15 protein-coding genes and 1 tRNA gene are annotated in these 20,542 nt (G+C 31.9%); 7 read left to right on the forward strand and 9 right to left on the reverse strand.

Going from position 1 to position 20,542, the window contains the following annotated elements; genetic code table 11:
* Positions 1-5 precede the first annotated feature (5 nt).
* Positions 6-1,253: a DUF4900 domain-containing protein gene (locus tag AC27L2_RS03075; protein WP_487210197.1), complete on the forward strand. Its 1,248-nt coding sequence runs from the start codon at positions 6-8 to the stop codon at positions 1,251-1,253.
* A 5-nt stretch (positions 1,254-1,258) separates the two neighbouring features.
* Here AC27L2_RS03075 and AC27L2_RS03080 read toward each other — a convergent pair whose 3' ends face one another.
* Complete coding sequence (locus AC27L2_RS03080; protein ID WP_487210198.1) at positions 1,259-2,167, reverse strand: TIGR01777 family oxidoreductase; 909 nt, start codon at positions 2,165-2,167, stop codon at positions 1,259-1,261.
* Between the two features lie 62 nt (positions 2,168-2,229).
* Here AC27L2_RS03080 and AC27L2_RS03085 point away from each other — a divergent pair, with 62 nt between their 5' ends.
* The 3 genes from AC27L2_RS03085 to AC27L2_RS03095 all read left to right on the forward strand — a co-directional run bounded on the left by AC27L2_RS03085 (position 2,230) and on the right by AC27L2_RS03095 (position 5,383).
* Entirely contained in the window at positions 2,230-4,647 is a 2,418-nt protein-coding gene (locus AC27L2_RS03085) for a DUF5686 and carboxypeptidase-like regulatory domain-containing protein (protein ID WP_487210199.1), read from the forward strand.
* 177 nt (positions 4,648-4,824) lie between these two features.
* Positions 4,825-5,166, forward strand: a complete 342-nt coding sequence (locus AC27L2_RS03090; protein WP_487210200.1) for a hypothetical protein — start codon at positions 4,825-4,827, stop codon at positions 5,164-5,166.
* On the forward strand, positions 5,141-5,383 hold the full coding sequence (locus AC27L2_RS03095; RefSeq protein ID WP_487210201.1) for a hypothetical protein: 243 nt from the start codon (positions 5,141-5,143) through the stop codon (positions 5,381-5,383). Before AC27L2_RS03090 ends, AC27L2_RS03095 begins: the two co-directional genes overlap by 26 nt.
* On the opposite strand, the gene AC27L2_RS03100 is transcribed toward AC27L2_RS03095, so the two are convergent.
* Positions 5,346-6,251, reverse strand: a complete 906-nt coding sequence (locus AC27L2_RS03100; protein ID WP_487210202.1) for an ABC transporter substrate-binding protein — start codon at positions 6,249-6,251, stop codon at positions 5,346-5,348. The two genes, AC27L2_RS03095 and AC27L2_RS03100, sit on opposite strands and share 38 nt — an antisense overlap.
* A gap of 91 nt (positions 6,252-6,342) precedes the next feature.
* Between AC27L2_RS03100 and AC27L2_RS03105 the strand changes: the two genes are divergently transcribed.
* The 3 genes from AC27L2_RS03105 to AC27L2_RS03115 all read left to right on the forward strand — a co-directional run bounded on the left by AC27L2_RS03105 (position 6,343) and on the right by AC27L2_RS03115 (position 12,378).
* Positions 6,343-6,418, forward strand: a tRNA-Lys gene (locus tag AC27L2_RS03105).
* A gap of 355 nt (positions 6,419-6,773) precedes the next feature.
* Positions 6,774-9,770, forward strand: coding sequence for a TonB-dependent receptor (locus AC27L2_RS03110; RefSeq protein WP_487210203.1), 2,997 nt, complete (start codon positions 6,774-6,776; stop codon positions 9,768-9,770).
* Positions 9,771-9,834: 64 nt separating this feature from the next.
* Positions 9,835-12,378 (forward strand): T9SS type A sorting domain-containing protein, encoded by a 2,544-nt coding sequence (locus AC27L2_RS03115; RefSeq protein ID WP_487210204.1) that lies wholly within the window; start codon positions 9,835-9,837, stop codon positions 12,376-12,378.
* Between the two features lie 60 nt (positions 12,379-12,438).
* Here the strand turns inward: AC27L2_RS03115 and AC27L2_RS03120 are convergent, their stop codons facing one another.
* The 7 genes from AC27L2_RS03120 to AC27L2_RS03150 form a co-directional block, all read right to left on the reverse strand.
* Positions 12,439-13,641, reverse strand: a complete 1,203-nt coding sequence (locus tag AC27L2_RS03120) for a glycoside hydrolase family 27 protein (RefSeq protein WP_487210205.1) — start codon at positions 13,639-13,641, stop codon at positions 12,439-12,441.
* Between the two features lie 21 nt (positions 13,642-13,662).
* Entirely contained in the window at positions 13,663-14,976 is a 1,314-nt protein-coding gene (locus AC27L2_RS03125; RefSeq protein ID WP_487210206.1) for an AGE family epimerase/isomerase, read from the reverse strand.
* Between the two features lie 13 nt (positions 14,977-14,989).
* Positions 14,990-15,838: an RraA family protein gene (locus AC27L2_RS03130; RefSeq protein WP_487210207.1), complete on the reverse strand. Its 849-nt coding sequence runs from the start codon at positions 15,836-15,838 to the stop codon at positions 14,990-14,992.
* A gap of 251 nt (positions 15,839-16,089) precedes the next feature.
* Positions 16,090-17,082 (reverse strand): SDR family oxidoreductase, encoded by a 993-nt coding sequence (locus AC27L2_RS03135; RefSeq protein ID WP_487210209.1) that lies wholly within the window; start codon positions 17,080-17,082, stop codon positions 16,090-16,092.
* Between the two features lie 35 nt (positions 17,083-17,117).
* Positions 17,118-18,314, reverse strand: a complete 1,197-nt coding sequence (locus AC27L2_RS03140) for a hypothetical protein (protein WP_487210210.1) — start codon at positions 18,312-18,314, stop codon at positions 17,118-17,120.
* Between the two features lie 119 nt (positions 18,315-18,433).
* Positions 18,434-19,285 (reverse strand): energy transducer TonB, encoded by an 852-nt coding sequence (locus AC27L2_RS03145; RefSeq protein ID WP_487210211.1) that lies wholly within the window; start codon positions 19,283-19,285, stop codon positions 18,434-18,436.
* 128 nt (positions 19,286-19,413) lie between these two features.
* On the reverse strand, positions 19,414-20,475 hold the full coding sequence (locus tag AC27L2_RS03150; RefSeq protein WP_487210212.1) for a glycoside hydrolase family 88 protein: 1,062 nt from the start codon (positions 20,473-20,475) through the stop codon (positions 19,414-19,416).
* Positions 20,476-20,542 lie beyond the last annotated feature (67 nt).

Below are 20,542 nucleotides of genomic sequence, written 5' to 3' on the forward strand. Positions count from 1 at the left end.
AAATTATGGGCGGAAAAGGAGCTTTATTACTGGTTCTTGGATTTAGTTTGATATTCATGGTTGCAGGAAGAAATTTTAATCAAATGGCAACCAGCACAGTAGAAAATTTTGCTAATTATTATTACTCATCTAAAGCTCATAATTATGCAGCTGCAGGATTAAACCTCGTTGCAAACAAATTGTTCTTAAATAACTCAATGGGGGATAACACTTTTAATTATAGATTATATGATACACCAAATGACTATGGTGATGTTCAGGTTAGACTAATTACAATTGACCCATTTCGAAGATTAAGGCAAATTGTATCAACTGCAAATTATCAAGGAACTACATACACAATAAAAGTTTTGTTTCAACCAAGTTCTTTTGCAAAATATGCTTACTTTTCTGATACAGAAGGCTCAAGTATCTGGTGGACAACTCGTGATACTGTGTGGGGACCATTTCATACAAATGGACAGCTTAGAGTAGCAGATGAACCAGTTTTTTATGGCAAAGTTACAATTGATGGGAGTGTTGTAAAATACAGCAATAGTGCAAGGCCCAAGTTCTATGGCGGATTAGAAACAGGTGTTCATCAAGATATACCACTGAATGGAGTTTCTGGTGTTGCAAATGCTGCTTCTGCCGGCGGAAAAGTTATTACAGGTAAAAATCTTGTTTATATGGAATTTAGAGGCGACAGCATTCGTTATAGATTCAGCAATACTGGTTCATGGACTTATGTTCTTGCTTCTGCATTTGCACCTAATGGTGTAATTTATATTGATAATGCAGAAGTTCATATTAAAGGAACTGTGAAAGGGCAATATACAATTGCAGCTTCAGGAACAGGGGCTAATCGCGGTAATATTTATTTAGATGATAACATTGTATGTTATAATAATCCTCAAACCAATCCTAATTCAACTGATATGATTGGCATTGTTGCAGAAAGAGATGTTGTAGTAACTGATAATACTCCAAATCGTTCTGATATTGTTATTCAGGCAGCAATTTATGCTCAACGCGGTTCATTTACTGCAGAAAATTATAATACAAGACCACCAAGCGGCACCATTTTTTTATACGGAGGAATTACACAATACATGAGAGGTCCTGTAGGACAATTTCGTGAAGAGAGAGGGGGCGGAGTTACAATTGTAAATGGTTTTAGTAAAAGATATCGTTACGACAGCAGATTTATGTTAGGCAGCCCTCCAGCATTCCCATGGACAGGCAATCTCGAAATTGTTTCCTGGTTTGAATAATTTTTTCACAAAAGATTTCTTAATGCTTTCTCAAGATTATCAAACTTGAATTTATAACCATATTCAATAGTTTTCTTTGGATAAACTTTTGCTCCTTCGAGAATTATATTTGCTGCTTCACCCAAAATTATTTTTAATGAAAATTCTGGAATTCTAAAAATGCATGGTCTTACAAGAACTTTTGCAAGAGTTCTTGAAAACTCTTTTTGTGTTATTAAGTGGGGAGAAACGGCATTCAATACACCATGAATTTTATTATCCAATGCAAATAAAAAAATTTCTGCAGCATCATCAATATGAATCCATGGAAACCATTGATTCCCGCTTCCTAAAGTTCCGCCGAAAAATAATTTGAATTGTTTTGCTAATTTTGGAAGAGCACCACCATTCATAGATAGAACTGTGCCCAATCTAATGTTTACTGTTCGCACATTATATTTTTCAAGAACTTGTGATTCATTTTCCCAATCATAAACAAGATTTGCTAAAAATCCATTTCCCTTTTCAGAATTTTCATTTACTTCTTCATTTCTATTTCCATAAAAACCAACTGCAGAGGCTGAAATAAAGCATTCAGGTTTGTGATTTGTTTCTTTAATTGCATTTACTAAAGAACGTGTGCTGATTATTCGGCTGTTATAAATCCTTTGTTTTGTTTTTTCATTCCATCGTTTTGATATTATTGATTCACCAGCAAGATTAATAACCGCATCTGCATCTTCGAGATATTTTTTCCATTCAGAAGAATTTTCATAATCCCAGAAAACATATTCTGTTGCATTTGTAATTATTTTCTTTGCTTCTTCTGGTCTTCTTGAAAAGATAATTAAATGATTTTTATCTTTAATTAATAACTCTGAAATTTTTCTGCCTATTAATCCTGTTGCTCCTGTTATTATAATTTTTCTTTGCATATTTTACACAGGTTTTTCTTATATACAAAATACTTACTTTAGAATAATAGCAAAAGGGCTTTATGATTAATTTAATCAAATGTTTTTTTGGAATATTTTTTCTGTTAAATGTAACAACCTATTCTCAATTATATTCAATAAAAGGAATTGTTAAGGATAAATTGACAAATGAAAAATTGAATTATGCAAATATTCGAGTAAGTGGAACAACAACTGGAACAGCTGCAAATTCAGAAGGTGAGTTTGAGTTAAAATTAAATTCTGGAAATTATACATTGATAATTTCTTATATCGGATATAAATCTGATACGATAAGAATTAATTTAACTGAGCATAAAAATCTAAAAATATTTTTGGAGCCAATTTCTATAAAATTGTCTGAAGTAACTGTTGTTCCTAAAATTAATCCTGCAATTGAACTCATAAAAAATGCAATCAAATATCGAAAAGAAAGAGAACAAAAACTGAATTCATATATCTTCAATGCTTACACAAAGGTTCTGATAAAAACCACAAAAGATATTGTCGCAAGCGATAGAAGTGTTGGCGTTTCGTTAGGAGAGAGAGATACAGGCAATTTAAAGATTACCGGAATTATTGAAAACGAAAGCAGAGGATATTATAAAAAACCAAATCATTATAAAGAAGAAATTATTGCAAGAAAACAAGCAGCCAACTTGCCATCTTCAATTAATATCTTAACTGGCGGAAGATTTTTACAAAATTTTTATTCTAATGATATTAGATTTTATAATCGAAAATTGTTAAGTCCGCTTGCTGATGATGCCCTTGATTTTTATTACTATTTAATTAAAGATACGCTTGCAATTGATAATCATAAAGTCTACAAAATTTATTTTGAACCAATCGATACTTCAAATCCTGGATTTCTGGGGGATATCTATTTAATTGATAGCTCATATTCATTACTGAAATTAGATATATTTTTGAATGATGCAGCCAATCCTGGCAAATTTTTTAACAAGGTGAATATCTTTCAGCAATTTTCTACTTACGAGAATCAAATTTATATGCCGATTGATTATAGACTTTTTGTAGAAGGAAATTTATTTGGACTCGTAAAATTTGGTTTCGAGATTAATTCAATTTATTACAATTACCAATTCAATACTGAAATTGATGATAATATTTTTGATATGGCAATTGTAAAAGTTCTTTCAGATGCTGATAAAAAAGATTCATCTTACTGGAAATCAATTCAATCTATTCCAAACACAAATGAAGAAATTGCAGCATACAAAAGGATTGATAGTCTCGAGCATGTTCCTCGAAGTTTCTGGGATAACAATTCTATTTTCAGCAACAGATGGTATTTTTCTGATAATTATTCAATTACAGGACCACTTGAAATTTACAGTTTCAACAGAGTTACAGGTCACCAGCTGAATTTTGGATTTTACATTGATGAAGAACTTGATAAAAGATTTAATTCATATTTTGAAATTGGTTATGGTTTTTCTGATAAAAAATATAAAACTGAATTATCAATGAATTATTTGTGGGGAGAATATCGCACAGGAAAAATATCATTAAATATTTTTAATAAGCTTGTTGATTTGTTTGGAGAAAATATTTCATACAGTAAATTCACTTCATCGTTATTGAGTTTGTTTAATAAATATGATTTTAGAGATTATTATTACACAAAAGGCTGGGAGCTTCAATTGTTTGACGAAATTTTTCCAGTGCTTGGTTTGGGAGTTGGTTTTATAAACAGAACAGATAACAATGCTTTCAATAATTCTGATTTTTCTTTTTTCTATAAGTCAAGAAAATACAGAGAAAACAAATTAATCTACGAGAATAAAATAAATGCCGTTACAGCTCAATTTACAATTGATATCAGAAAATTTATTGAAAATGGATATACTCGTCAAAGAGTAAGCCGAGGAGAAATATTTTCTAAATTCAGCGGGAATGTGATAATAAGCAGTAAATCATTATTGAAAAGTCAGAGCGAATTCAAAATTTATCGTTTTAATTTGTATGGGAATATTAATTCATTCAAATCAACTTCTTTTGTTTATAATGTCGAAAATATTTTTTCAGAAGGGGCAGTGCCTTTTCAGATGATGTATGCTTTGTCGGGTAACATAAATAATCTTGGTAAAAATTTTACATTTAGAACAATAAGATTGGGCGAAGTTTTTGGTGACAGAGGATTTATCTTAAATACACAATATGATTTTAAAGATGAATTGTTCAGAATGTTAAAAATTCCCTTGTTGAAAAATTCTCAATTAACATTAAAATGTCATTTTAATGCAGCATTAATCAGTGTTTCAGAAAAGAGCAAAAATATTTTAATGCATTCATACAAAGAGTTTAAGCATCCATTCTATGAACTTGGATTTGGTATTGGTCATATCCTTTTGCCTTTCTCGCTTGAATTCACATGGAAATTAAATCATAGAGATAATAATAATTTTGTAGTAGGATTGAATGTTCTTTTAATTTGAGAAATTATCATAAATAACTTAGAGGGAAAATTTTTCTTATGCATTGCAATTCAAAAACTCGTTAACGAAAAGTTATTCCCCATCATCAAATAGAAATCATTAAAAAATTGATACTTCAAAAAGTAAATCATATTTTTTGAATGGATAAATTATCATGCTCATAACAAAAAGGAAATTATGGGCTCAATTATATTTTGGGGAATTATAAGGACTGCAATTTTAATTCCTGTTCTATGGATTTTGTATGGAGTAATTGAATATCGATACTGGTGGTGGCTTGTTATTCTTTCAATTTATGGCGTGATAATTTATCCTGCAACCATTCAATACAGAATGTTTCAGGAAGAAAATGAAGAACTTATTAATAATAGTTTGTGTTCTTCATGTAAATACTTTGATAAATCAGCTGTAATTTGTATGAAGTATGATAAACATCCAACTTTAAAATATCTTCCATGTGATGGATTGGATTGGGAACTAAAGGATTATGAATATGAAGAAAAAACATTACACGATTGAAAAAGATGATGCACTTAAATACAATGTAATATTCTGTGCAGAATGTGGAGAGGCTTTGACTTTTTTTGGAATTGAACCCGGTGAAATTGATTTACAAAAAATCAAAGAACGTCACGAAAATTGTAAGCGAACTGGTAAGTTTAAAGGCGATAAATGTGCAATGCTTTTTATTGCAGAATCTAATGAAGAAATTTTTCCTCAGGATGAAGAGCAATAAACAATTCTTTTAATGCCTCTGTATATCTTGGTCCGGGTCTTACAAAAAGGTCAGCATTAACAATTATTACATTTTTCTCTCTGAATGCATTTAAATTTTTCCATTCTGGATAGCTCTCTAAGATTCTTTCTACAGTAAAATACCCATTGCTAGGAACTATTATGTAATCAGGATTTCGTTTTAATATTTCTTCTCTGCTGAAAACAGGATAATTTAATTTTGAGTCGCCCGCAATATTATTTAAGCCGCATACTTCCAGGTATTCATTGATAAATGTGTTTTTGCCTACAAGCATGATGGGTTTAAGTTCAATTAAAAACATAGCATTCTTTTTATCATATTTTTTTGAAGCATTTATGATACTATTTGTAATTGAATCCCATTTTGAAATTTTATTTTCTGCATAAGATTCAATGCCAAATATTTTTGCTATATCTAAATAAGTTTTTTTAATCCCAGAGATATTTCTTGGATTGGATACAAAAATTTTTAAGCCAAGTTCTTTGAATTTGTTATAAGCTTCTTTTGTATTGCCTTCGACTGTAATGAAAATTAAATCTGGTTTTAATGTTAGAATTTTTTCGAAATCATAATTAAGCATATCTCCAACTTTATCAATTTTTTTTGCTTCTTCAGGATAGTTGCAGTAAAGAGTATTTCCAATCAAGTATTTTTCAAGTTTAAGGTCAAAAATCATTTCAGTAAGATTTGGTGCAAGTGTGATAATTCTTTGAGGGGTTTTATCAAAAATTATTGTATTCCCTATATCATCTTTAATTGAATTTTTTGTGTTAAAATTTTTTTCTTCTTTCCCACAGGAAATAAGAATTAATACGATAATGAAAAAAAAGTAGATTGACTTCTTCATAATTCTCCAAAAAGTTTTCAATTATATAAAAAAAATTAGAAAGAAATTTACCGATTTTGATGATGGAAGAAATTTTGATTATTTTTGCAACGCTTCCTTAGCTCAGTTGGTAGAGCAGTAGACTCTTAATCTATTGGTCGGGGGTTCGAGTCCCCCAGGAAGCACCAGTAAAATTTAAGTTAAACCACATTATATCACCTCTAAAAATAGGAATTCATCAAATTTTTGCGCACTTTCATCTCTAAATCCCTTTTTATTATAAACATAATTTTTTATTAAAATAATAAATAAATGCCTATCTAAACTACCTTATTTTAACCATTTTACTGTGATACTTAAGTGGCATAATTTATGAAAAAATTATCATTACTTTTAATGAAGAATTACTGTATATCCGAAAATTCTTCATTGTAATTACTAATGGAATAAGCTAATTTCTTGTGAAAAATTAAAAAATAAATCGGGGCAATAAAAATAAAGTAACACAAGCTTAAGACAACATAAATTTTTCAGGAGGTAAGAATGATAAATTTTTACAAAATTTTTAAGCACCTCACTTATGCTTTTCTTTGTGTTTTCTTAATAAGCGAATCTTTGATTGCTCAGGGTTCAGGAACAATTCGCGGGAGGGTATTCGAAAAAGAAACGGGCGAACCACTGATTGGTGCGAACGTATTGATAAAAAATACAAGTTTAGGTGCAGCAACAGATATTGAGGGCAGATACGTAATTAGAGGAGTACCTGCTGGGACACACATTTTGACTGTATCTTACATTGGTTACACAACAGTTTCAATGGAAATTAATGTAGTTGCTAATAGAATAATTCAACAGGATTTTTATCTTGAAGCAAAAACTATTACTGGTGAAACAATTATAATAACAGCTCAGGCAGAAGGGCAGCTTTCTGCTATTAACCAGCAATTATCTTCAAATACAATTGCAAATGTTGTATCAAAAGACCGTATTAAAGAACTGCCTGATGTAAATGCAGCTGAATCTATTGGCAGATTGCCCGGTGTATCGATTGAAAGATACGGTGGCGAAGCAACTAAAGTTTCTATTCGCGGCTTAGAACCAAAATATAATACAATTACTGTTAATGGAGTGCGATTACCATCTACAAGCAGTTATGACAGAAGTGTTGACTTATCACTAATCTCATCGAATATGCTTGATGGAATAGTTCTAAAGAAAGCTAATACTCCCGATATGGATGCTGATGCTTTAGGCGGGACAGTTGATTTAAGACTTCGCGAAGCCCCTGAAGGTTTGAAAGTCAGCTTAACTGCTCAAGGTGGTTATAATCAATTACAAAATTATTATGGTAACTACAATTTCAATGGAACAGCAAGTAATAGATTTCTTCAAAATAAATTGGGTGTGATTTTCAATTTCAATTTAGATAATTATGATAGAAGTGCCGATAAATTTCAAGGTAATTATAAACAAACAGGTTCTGGAGAAAATATAATTGTACAGCCACAGGAGATCACCTTAAGAAATGAAAATGTAAGAAGAGGAAGAACTGGTGCAAGTGTTCTGCTTGATTATAAACTGCCATCAGGAAAAGTAACAGCAAATGCATTTTATAACAATCTTCATTCAAAAGGTTTATTCAGAATTAATGATATGAATATTGAACATAACAGCCACTATTATAATCTTGAATTAAGAGAAGGTAATACATCAATATTTACAGGGGCGCTTGGTTACCAACAAGATTTTGGATTCTTAAATTTTGATATGAGTCTTTCAAGATCATCTTCACTCAGCAAAAGTCCAGAAGATTATGTATTTGGGTTTGTTCAAGAGAATGGAGCCTTTAATACCACAAAAGTGGAGCCAGGAATGGACCCACACTTAATTCCAGCATTACAAACAATTGATACTCTAAAAACTGGATTCAGAAATGCCTTTACTTATAGTAACAAATTAAAAGAAAATGAAACTGCATTGCAGATGAATTTTCAGGTTCCATTTAATCTTGGTAAAAATATAAATGGATATGTAAAATTTGGTGGAAAATTCAGATGGCTCGATAAAAATAACGACCAAGAACAATATGGAAGAGACAATATTCAATATGGAGGTGTAGGCTTAAATAGTGTTGTAGAGCCAGTCCTAAGATACTTAAGCGCAAAATATCCAGATGACTGGAATTGGTTGAAAGATTCTGCTTTGGCAAGGTCGAATGCAGTTTTTCCAATTTCAAGATTTTTAACTAATGAGCAGCCGCCTCATTTCTTGAATGGAGAATATGATTTAGGATTTATGGTTGATGAAAGATTATTAAAACAATTTCTCGAGGCACTTCAGGAAACTTCTAAAGACCACCCGCAAAATTGGCTTTATTATTCAATGGGCTCAATTGGATATGATTATGATGGAATTGAAAGATATCAAGCAGGCTATATTATGACCGAAATAAGTTACAAGAATTTAATCACATTAATTCCCGGTGTAAGATACGAAGCAGACTATTCTAAATATCATGGACAACGATTTAAAGAAGTTGAACAAGCTGGCACACAATTACCTCCAGCAGATTTTGAAAGATTGGAAAATGTTCGTGATAATAAATTCTGGCTTCCAATGGTTCATCTTATTGTAAATCCATTTAGTTGGCTAAAAGTTAGATTGGCAAGAACTGAAACATTAACAAGACCAGATTACATGCAATATGCTCCAATTACAACAATTGATAGATTCAATGGATATATTAGGGCTAATAATGCAGCTCTTAAGCCGGCAAAATCTATTAACTATGATGCATCAATTCAGATTTATCAAAACTATGTTGGATTTTTAACATTTTCCGGATTTTATAAGAAAATCAGTGATTTAATTTTCCAGAGCGGTTATCAGTTGCAGCCTGGTGTTGCAATACCTGAAGGCTTAAATATACCCAAATCGTGGCTTGTTGATAAAGAAGGAAGAGTAGTTGCTACTCCTTGGATGGATACCTATCTAAATAATCCCAATCCAGCTTATTATAAAGGTTTCGAAGTAGAATGGCAAACACACTTCTGGTACTTACCATCATTTCTCAGAGGTTTGATATTTAATGTAAATTATTCAAGAATTTTCTCTGAGGTTGATAAACAACGGTTTATTGTAAAAAGAGTAGTAGAAGGGAAACCACCAAGAGTAACAATTAAATATGTAGTTCAAGATACAATAAGAACTGGAAGAATGCCGTATCAACCTTCTCATATCTTTAATTTCACACTTGGTTATGATATTAAAGATTTTTCTGCAAGATTGTCGTTCTTATATCAAACAGACAAGCTAACATATCTGGCTAATTATCCTGGATTAGACCAATCAACAGGAACATATTATCGATGGGATTTAACACTGCAGCAAAAACTGCCTTGGAATCTTCAAGTATTTGTTAATCTGAATAATTTGAACAAGAGAGCAGACAGAAGTTATAGAGGAAATGTAGAAACGAATGCGGCTTATACAGAATACTACGGCTTTACTATGGATGTAGGAATCAGATATAATTTTTAGCAAAATGAAGTGTGTTTATTTCACTTAATTAATTTATTTATCAAAATATAGGAGGATGGTTCTTATGAAGCTTTTTCTAAAATTACTATTTTTATCCTTGGTTGCTGGTTTAATTTTCATACCGACTCAAAAAGTCAGTGCACAGCAGGGCGATACACTAGTAGTTGAATATCTTGACAGCCAGGGAAATTTTGTTATTGATGCATTAACAAATGCAATTAAAAATGATGTAAATCGTCCCGAAGGTAGAGTTTACAAATTACGTGCAGGAGGGATTTACTGGGTAACCGAAGAAATTAAAAATGATGGCTGGCATTTGAGAATTGTTGGTGAGCCACCAGACCCAAAAAATCCAGATAAATTTCCTGCAGTAATTCAAAGAGTTTCAAGACCAGATGGTTCTGTAACAGCACGTTTAATTACTGGTGGTGGCAGTATTACTTTCAAGAACATTTATTTTATTGGCTGTGATGATGCAGGAGTTCAAACTGCTTATCAACCAATTCAAGTAGATGCAAGCGATTCCCGTTTTGAATTTGACCATTGCATCTTTGAAAGAACTAATTTTGCTCTTGTAGCATGGACAGGAAAAAATAATGATATAATAATTACAAATTGTGTCTACAGAAATTTACTTGAATCACCTCCAACACAAATCTGGACAGGTCGAGGTTTATCTATTTGGAATGATGCAGATACAGTTATAATTGAAAATAATACTTTCTTCAATATTGGATTTACATCATTACAGATTGAAAGCGGTGCAGCAAAATATCTGAGATTTAATCACAATACAATTGTATTTAATGGACGTGGTATTAACACAACACCATGGTTATACGAAGCATATTTTGCAAACAATTTATTAATTAATCCATTCTGGCATGGTGAAGCACATAATCAAACTGAATTAGACAGTCCAAATAGAGATCCACGTGCAACTACTTCAGGTATATTTGCTTTTGGTGCACTTCCAACAAAATATGGACCTGAACAAAGCCGAAGAATTCTTTTTGCAAATACAGCAGCTTGGTTAGACCCTCAATTTATTAATTTCTTTAATGCTAATAATATCAGGAAACAACCTTTTGTAGGTCCTGTTCTAAAAGAGGATTTCTTAAGCAAATATGAAAATATGGTTGTTAAAGATACTTTCTGGCTCGATCAAAGACCAAACTTCCCAGTATATCCATCAGAAATAATTCCCAAAATGATAGAAAATATTACTGGAATCAGGTCTGGTGCAACTCAAATTCCAACTTATTTTTGGAATTTGCCAACAAATCCAGACGGCACCGTTTGTGCAACATGCCCAAGCTGGCCTTTGCCAGAAAACTTTTCATATACAGAACCTGCTTTTCTATTAACTGCTGGAACTGATGGCTTGCCATTGGGCGACTTAAACTGGTTCCCCGATAAGAAAGCAATTTTTGAAAAGAATAAAGACCAATACGTTGAACAATTAAGAAATCTTGCTGGACCAATTTACAAGTATGATATTGTATCCTCGTATGAAGCTGAAAAAACAAAATTGGGAGGAACTGCACAAGTTAAATCAGTTAAAGGTTTTGTATATTTTGTAATGGATGCTGGTGGTTATATTGAATGGACATTTGACTTACCAGAAGGTGGCGAATATGATTTGGGAATTTATCAGCACATGCGTGGAAATGGAATGAGAGGTCAGCATACTTATGTTAATGGAGTTGAAATTCATGATGCAGCACATGGCTGGGGTGAGTTGATTTATGACCCAGCTTCTGGTCCTGCTGCAGGAATCGATATCAACAGCTGGCAGTGGGTTGTTGTAAAACAATCAGACATTATTGAAGCTGGTGCTCTCACATTCAAACAAGGAACAAATACTGTTAGAATTGAAAAATCCTGGGGCTGGCAGAATTTTGCAGGTCTAAGAATCATAAAGAATGGACAAGTAATTAAAGAATTAACTGGTGCAGATGTTACCGATTACGACCTCGTTCAGCCAATGGTTGAAGGAGCTAAATGGGTTCCAAGCTGGTTCAAAGCAGTTGACTTGGGAAGCGGTGGCTCAATTTCATTTGATGTAAATGCACCAGGCTCAGGTACCTATGCCTTGAATCTTTTGTATCAAAATTATAGTGGCCCACAAACACTAACAGTTAAAGTAGATGGTGCTGATAAATTAACAGCAACATTAGAAAGCAAATCCGATTCAACAGGTCTATCATATCTTACTGATAAATTTTCACTAACCGAGGGAAACCATACAATTACATTATCAGGTTCTAATGTAAGTCTTGATGTTATTCAATTCATAAAAGTTACTGTTGTTAGCTCTGTGAAAGACCTTAATCAAATTCCAAAAGGCTATGTACTCGAGCAGAACTATCCTAACCCATTTAACCCAACTACAACAATCAACTTCTCTATTGCTAAACCTTCAAATGTTAAATTGACTGTTTACAATATTCTGGGTCAAAAGGTAGTTACTTTAGTTGATAAATTTTTGGGTGCTGGAGTTTATTCTGTAGAATTTAATGCAAGTAATCTTGCTTCTGGTGTTTACTTCTATGGAATCGAAGCAGATAATTTCAAAGCTTATAAGAAGATGATTTTACTCAAGTAATTTAAGATCTTTTTGGTAAAAGGCTGACTCGAACAGAGTCAGCCTTTTTTATTTTTAAAATTAATTTTTGATGGGTTTTAATCTAAGCATAATGACATCGTGTGAAGGTAAGACTGCATAGAAATTTTTCTCTGTTGTTCCAACTTCTTTTTTTAACCACAAATCTCGTATTTGATAGATGCTAGTTTTAAAATTAGCTTCTTTATTAAAAAGTGAATCAATTACAACGTGATTATTCCACTGAAAATTAATATCTATTGGTTTTGTTGAGCGATTTAAAAAGCAAACTGCCCAATTATCATTCATTAATGGTTTGAACCAAATTTCAAGACCATCTTTCTCAAAATATTTAAATCCCTGAATTCCAAGTGAATCTTGATTTACAGCTATCACTTCTTTGTTGGTTAGAATTTTTCTCGTTTCATCTGTCATGTTCGATAAATCATTTCCAGCAATTAATGGAGCTGCAAGCATGCACCACATCGAAAAATGAGCTCTGTCTTCATTAACAGACATTCCATTTCCAACTTCAAGCATGTCTGGGTCGTTCCAGTGGTCTGGTCCTGCATAAGCTCTTAATCCATTTTGCATATCAAGTATTTGCATAATTCCCCAAGATTTCCAGCTTCCATGGTCAACTACACAATCAAAGCAAGCTGTGATATCGCCGGTTGTTCTCCAAAGATGCCCAATATTTTTTGCCCAAAGCCAGGGTTTGTTGTTGCCCCATTCACAAATACTGAAAACTATCGGTCTTTTAGCAGCATATAGAGCATTTCTCATTGTAAGATAAGCTCCTTCTGCGCATAGTCCTTCAGTATAACACCAATCATATTTTAGATAATCAACGCCCCATTCAGCATATTTTTTTGCATCTTGAAATTCATAGCCGCGGCTGCCGGGTCTGCCTCCGCATGTGTTCCATCCAGCATCAGAATAAATTCCAAATTTTAAGCCTTTTGAATGAATGTAATCTGCAAGAGCTTTCATTCCAGATGGAAATCTTTCAGGATCAGGCTGAATAAATCCAAAACTATCACGTTGACTCTGCCAGCAGTCATCAATTATGATATATTGATAACCTACATCTTTCATTCCACTTGAGACCATTGCATCTGCCATTTTCTTAATTATTTCTTCATTTATGTTGCAGCCAAATTTGTTCCAGCTGTTCCATCCCATTGGTGGAGTCAAAGCTAATTTTTCAAATTTTTGTGCATTGACTACAGATGCAATTAAAAATATGATAAATAATTTTTTCATTGTTAACCCCCAAAATATTATTTAGCTTTTGAGCATATTTATGCAATTAATTAGAGCACGTGTTGTATGATAATTTCCTTTCCAGATTGTGCCTTTTGGCATTTTTTTATTTTTGGGTTCGATATCAATTCCTCCAATAAACCAGCCTCCATTTTCATTATCAATAAGATATTTTTTTATGTAATCCCACTGCATTTCAAAAAAATGATAATAATTAATTTCATCAACTGGAAAAATTTTTGACATTAATAAAGATGAATTTAATGCTTCTGCCTGCGACCACCATTCTTTAGTATTTTTTATAATTGTAATTTGATTTTGATTTTTGAAATAATAACCTGCATCAAAAATTCCACCTTTAGATTTATCCCAGCCATTAATTAAAGTGTGATTTACCATTTTTTTAGCTTTATTAATTGTAACAGAATCTTTTATGTCTAATACTTCTGCAGCTTCTAAAAGAAGGTATGCAGTTTCAATGTCATGACCAAACGATACATGTTCAAAGCTGAAATTTTTTATTTTATCTAAACTAGAATAATTGTATTCAATTGGCATCCAGTTTCTACTAAAATATAATTTCAAATATCCCTTATCGGTTGTAACTTTATCTCGAATTAGATAAAAGAGTGAAGTCAATCTTTCTTTTAATAAATCAATTTTCCAAACTTTATATAATTCTGTATAAGCTTCCAGAATGTGAATCATTGAATTGTAATCTTTTGGCGGAGTATTATCATAACCATCTGCAAATGGAATTCCATCTTCAGACAAAAATTGAAAATAGCCGTCATACAAAGAATCATGACTATATTTATCCATCCACTTAAAAGTTTCTATTGCTAATTTTAATGCAGAAGTATCCCCACTTGCTTTGAAGTAAGCAGATAATCCATAAATTGCAAATGCATTTCCATAAGCTCTTTTGATTATTTTATCTTTTTCTTTAATTGGAATTCCTTTGCGTGTTACAAGGTCATAAAAGCCGCCATATTTTTTATCCCACATTACATCTTTCAAAAATTTAAAACCATGTTCTGCAATTTTTAAGTAGTAATTATTATTGTAAAATTCTTTCAGCTTTGAACATGTCCATAGATGACGAGCTTGTGTTACAATAAATTTGTTTTGATTTCCGGTTAAGTTCCATTTGTAATCAAAATCGCTGAAGAATCCGCCATAGGTAGTATCGATTGATAAAGGATACCATTTGTTAATATCATTCTGTAATACAAATTTAAGTTCATGAATAATTTTTTCTTTATCAGAATAACTGGATATTAGAAAATTATTCTGAAGCAAAGTAAAAATGAGTAAGAATAATTTTGTTATCATATTACTCACAATTTTATTTAACAGTTTTATCAAGTTTCATTTTTAGAGTTTCATAGAGATTTCTTCTGCCTTCTTTATCTTTATTCAGAATTTCTCTTGCATATTTTGCAACCTGTTCAGCAACATATCTTGGTACAACACATACTCCATCTTTATCTGCAACGATAACATCACCGGGGCAAACAAGAACCCCTCCAATAACAACAGGACGATTAATAGATTCGAGCTCATTTCGGCCGGGTCTTATTCCACGTCCAGGTTTTCTGAAATAGAGCGGAACTTTTTCGATTGCAATTTCATCAAGGTCTCTTGCTGATGCATCTGTTACAACACCAACAGCTCCTCTTCGATGCCATTCAAGAATATTAAATGAGCCAATTGAACCAATATCTTTTTCTTCTACATCATCAATTACAACGACTGTACCCGGCTTAATTAATTGAATGAATGCTTCGCTCGAATAGGCATTATAGAAATTACTTTCCCATTTTGAAAATTCTTCACCAGGTTGTGGCCTATCTGGTTTTTGTGTTGGGACATACCTTGCAGTAACAGCTATTCCTCTAAACTGATGAGTTAAATCAACAGGGTCAACCCATGCTGGATGAATTGCTGGGTCAACAAGTCCTTTCCCTGGGAGTCCAACCATATCCATTCCATCAGAAACATCAGCTACACGAAGTCCTTCGAAAAGTTTTAAGATTCTTGCATCTTCTTCATCTGTGTAGACTTTTGTTTCAATGAAATTAATTCCCTTCTTTTCTTCCAATAATTGATTAACTTTTTTGTTGCTCTCTTTTGTTTCTTGAGGAATTATTTGAGATGTAATTATCATTAACAAAGCAAATATTTTTAGTTTCATAAATCCTCCAATTTGAATTGAAGAAAAAGTTCGTATAATTCTGAATGAAAAATTATGCCATGAAAATTTTATTGATTAATTAGGAGCATTACATGCTAACATTAATTTTTCTGTGAAAATATTTTCTGTGGGATACAAGTGATTTTATTAAAAGAATAAATATTTATCAGAATAATAAAGTAGATGTTGTGCTCTTTCAGAGATAACGAATTCAGATTTAACAAGAAAAGATTTTCTATTAGCTTTGATTATTAGTTATCACTTTTTTCGTATAACTGAATAATTCTATCCATCATTTCATTTGTTTCTTTACGGATTAGTTTTCTTTCTGGTTTTTCTTCAAACCATTTTAATGTTCTTTCGATTCCTTCTTTGAATGAAATGGTTGCTTTAAAATCAGGAACATATTTTTTGATTTTAGAATTATCAAAAATTACACTGTAAGATTTATCGCCAAGCAGACTGCCCATCAACGAGTTTTCATGAGCAACAATGAAATCAGAAGGAATGTGAATAATATTTGGTTCAATACCTACAGCATCTGCAATTATTTCATAGATTTGGTTCCATGTAAGGACTTCATCTGTTGTTATGTGAAATGCATTTCCAATTGCATGAATATTTCCAAGCAAACCAACAAAACCTTTTGCGAAATCTTCTGCATGTGTAACTACCCATAGAGATGTTCCATCGCCGTGAACAATTATTTTTCCCCCTTTTTTCATTCTATCGATAATTGTGTATTCATTCCAGCCACCTATTGCTGCTGGAATAACAGTATCATAAGTTAATGATGGTCGAACAATTGTAATTGGAAAATCTTCTTCTCGATATGCTTTGGTTAATCTTTCTTCGCATGCAATTTTATTTCTTGAATAATCCCAGTATGGATTTTTTAGTGGTGTAGATTCAGTAATGAATGGACTTAACGGAGGTTTTTGATAAGCAGAAGCAGAACTAATAAATATGTATTGTTTAGTTTTATTTCTAAAAAGTTCGATGTCTCTTTCAACATCTTTTTCGTTGAATGCAATCCAGTTAACAACTGCATCCCATTGATGGTCTTTCAAAGCATCTTTAATTTGCTCAAAATTATTGATATCCCCATAAATAACTTTTGCTTTTTCAATTGTATTTTCTCTTATGCCTCGATTCAATAAGTATAAGTCAATTCCTTTTTCAATACAAAGTTTGCTTACAGAAGTGCTAATGTTTCCTGTGCCGCCTATAAATAGAACTTTCATTTTGTCCTCATTTAATTTTTGTAAATATAATTATTCTATTCTTTTATATTAAAGTGAAGTTTAGGTCCCAAGCCGGAATTTTCTGAAGAAAAAAATGATGCAACAATAGCACCAAGAGGTTTGATAGCAATTCCTTTTGTTTTCCCGTTTAATAATCTTTGAAGCACAGGTTTTGATATAGTTATAAAATTTTTTCCAAAACGATTTTTATTTACTTCAACATCAATTATCATCTGACTGTTGAAAACTTTATTAATTGGTTTACCTGCAGATAAATTTTCAAGTGTAACATTATTTTGAGTCCAATTGCTGTCACTATCAAGTATTTCTGTTACTCTAATCATGCCAAAGTCTTTTTGATAATCTGTAGAATTTTGAAGAGAAAAAGTTGTCAATTCAAGAAGAGCAGAATTCGAAGCAGTTTTGTTTTTGAATTTATCGAAATCCCATTTCAAAATTATATATTGATTTCCACTTACTGTTAATAAATTAATTTTCTTGCCGATTTCATCATAGGTAAACCAGTTATTAAAATTCATGTCTGAATAGTATAAATCAACAATATAATCTTCCTTTACTGGTAGATGATGCTTAAATATTGATGTATCTGGAACAGGTGGATGATAGGGAATAGGTTCGCCTAAATCTTGTCCAACTGAATCAATGTTTACAATGTCAACTTTGTAGTAATCAATATCAACACGGTATTTTTCAAATCCCCAATCCATTAGAGCAAGTTGAGCATAAACAGTATCGCCAGGTTTGGCATCAAAATTTTTTGTAGTCATGCTTATTGTATGCCAGTTCATTGTATCTGGGATGTCATATTCCATTAAATGTGAATGGAAGTCGGTTGTTCTTTGTGTATTTAAATGAAGATTAATTCTTTTTGGAGCATCACTTACTCTTACTTTGGCTTCTATACGAAATTCATATTTTGGATTTTGAAGGAGTTCAAGATTCATTTTATCAGAAATTCTTCTTCTAATTAATGCCCACCAAATTCCTCTTTTATCTTTTGTTGCATCAACAAAAATAGAAGCATAACCTTTTCCAGAGTGAATAAATTTCATTTCTGCATATCCATCGCCAGTTCTGTAGGTCCACCCATTTAATCCAGTGGTATCTATCAATAGACCATTTTCAAAATTATCAATGAATTGAGGAAAATTATTTTCATAAAATGAAAGGAAAGAAAAAATGAAGATGATTAATAATATTCTGATTTTCATAAAAAGTAGCCCTCTGTATGTGAAAGAGAATTTAAGAGAAAATCGAGCATAATAGTTTAGATTATGTTTTCGAATGCAAACTGTTATAAATATTTTTGCAGCATTAGACAAACGGAAATTTATTTTTTTGTAATAAATATCGAATTATAATTAAAACCGAAGTTAAGTTCTTTTAAGTTTATCTCTGGATAATTTTTTGAAATAAACATTCTGATTTTATTTAATATTTTCTCTTTTTCCTTTTCCATTTTAACATTCAGCGATGGTGTGTTTTTAATATATTGAATATCAGTTTTAAGTGAATTAATCATCATTGTTTTGACTTTAGGCAAGCTGTCATAATCATTGAATCGAATTATGAAATCGTGATAAAGCAAAAATGAGAGAGGCCAGCCGTCCCAATCTTTTTCCCATTCTTTTGTAATTTCAGGAGAAATAATTTGTTTTAATACTCTGTTGAAATTCAATGCATCGCCAAAGTTTTGAACAAATTCATTATGTTTTTGCAAAATCTCTCTTTGGATTTCAATTCTGTATTCTGGTTTAAGTAATTGAACTTTTTCATACAATCTTGATAACTCGAAGAGATAATTATCTACCTTCCAATTTTGGTCTGTGATATTAAATTTAATTACCCATTCAATTTTTGAATTAACAGGTTTGCCGTTTCTTTTTGCAGGATTGAATAATAAATTTTTACAATAATCAACTGCAGTGCTGTCGAGAATAGTGTGTCCTGAAGATTTAACTACATAAACATCTTCGACAATTCCATTTTTGTTAATAGAAAGAATTAATTTAGTGCTGCCCCATATAGCATTTTCCTGAGCAATTTTTGGATAATATAATCTCGGCTGTTTTAATAATGTTGGCGGTTCGAAACCTGCTGCCGGAGTTTTTTCAACTTTACTGCTGCAAGCATAAAATAAGAGTGAAAATAAAATCAATGCAGAAATAAAAAACTTTTTCATAGCGTCACCTCTATCAATTAGTAAAACAAATCTACATTTCCAGCCACAAAGAACTATTTGCTTATTAGAAATATTAAAAATTTCTATAAACTGCAAGGCATAATTAAAATAACAGATTAAGAATTTTATCATGAAATCAAGTCTCTGTAAGCGGCTTCCATCATTATAAAAAATGCTTGACCTTCGGTAGCTGTTCCGGGGTGGTCAAATTCAGGGGAGCCGCAAACACCCTGCACCAATCCAAGTTTGTCAACTTTAGAATGAGCAGCTGCTCTCATTTTATCAGCATGAACTTTATAACTTTTATCAAGCCAGCCGCTTTTTATACCTCGATAAATTGTATAAGCAAGCATTTGAGATAAATTTGTTTCTACAAAAGTTTCTGGATTATCTACAATATTGTGAAATAATCCATCTTTTCTGATGTGTGCAATGCAGCCGTCAATTATATCTTTTACATAATTAATAAGTTTATTTTTTTCTTTCTGCATTGAATCTGGCAGCATATTGATAACTCTTGTTAATCCAGCAGCAGACCAGCCATTGCCAACACCCCAGCAATCTTTTCGAGCAAATTCATTTTTTTCACAATCCCACATGTGCGACAAAAGTTTTTTATCTGGATTCCACAAATAAGAAAATGTTCCTTCTATTTGTTTTACTGCTTCTTCATACTTTCCAGCAACTGCAAGAAATGGAGGAAGCATGTAATTTATATCACTCCAGATTTGTGGAATATTTGTAAAGTGATAGATAATTCCATCTTTGTTGCGGGGAGCTTTATTCATAATGTAATCGAGCAATTTATTAAAACCATTCATCAAAGTTTCATCATCTGTTTTTTTAGCTGCCCAAAGGACTGCTTCGCCAGGGGAACATGCATCACTTAATGCAAATTCTTCTCCGAGCATTGCAAGTCTTCCATCCGGGGATTGTCTTAAAACGGCATCTTTAGCCATAAGTATTACAAGTTCTTCTTCGCCCGATTCGAGCATTGCCTGCATTGCTACACCCTGTTCCCATGTTGCGCGCTGCATGCTTAGCATTGCTAATTTTACTTTTTCAATTGTTGATTTGTTTTTGAATAAAGTTTGATTTTTTTCTCTGCTTTTTGAAAAAATAGATTTGCTCTGTAAACTTAGAATTATTCCTGCAAATGATAAGGTTCTCAAAAATGATTTTCGATTCATTTTATTCTCCTTGATTATTTTTAATTACACAGAGAACCACAGAGTAAAAAAAAGAGAACCACAGAGA

It is taken from the genome of Rosettibacter sp. KY25, assembly GCF_057554405.1.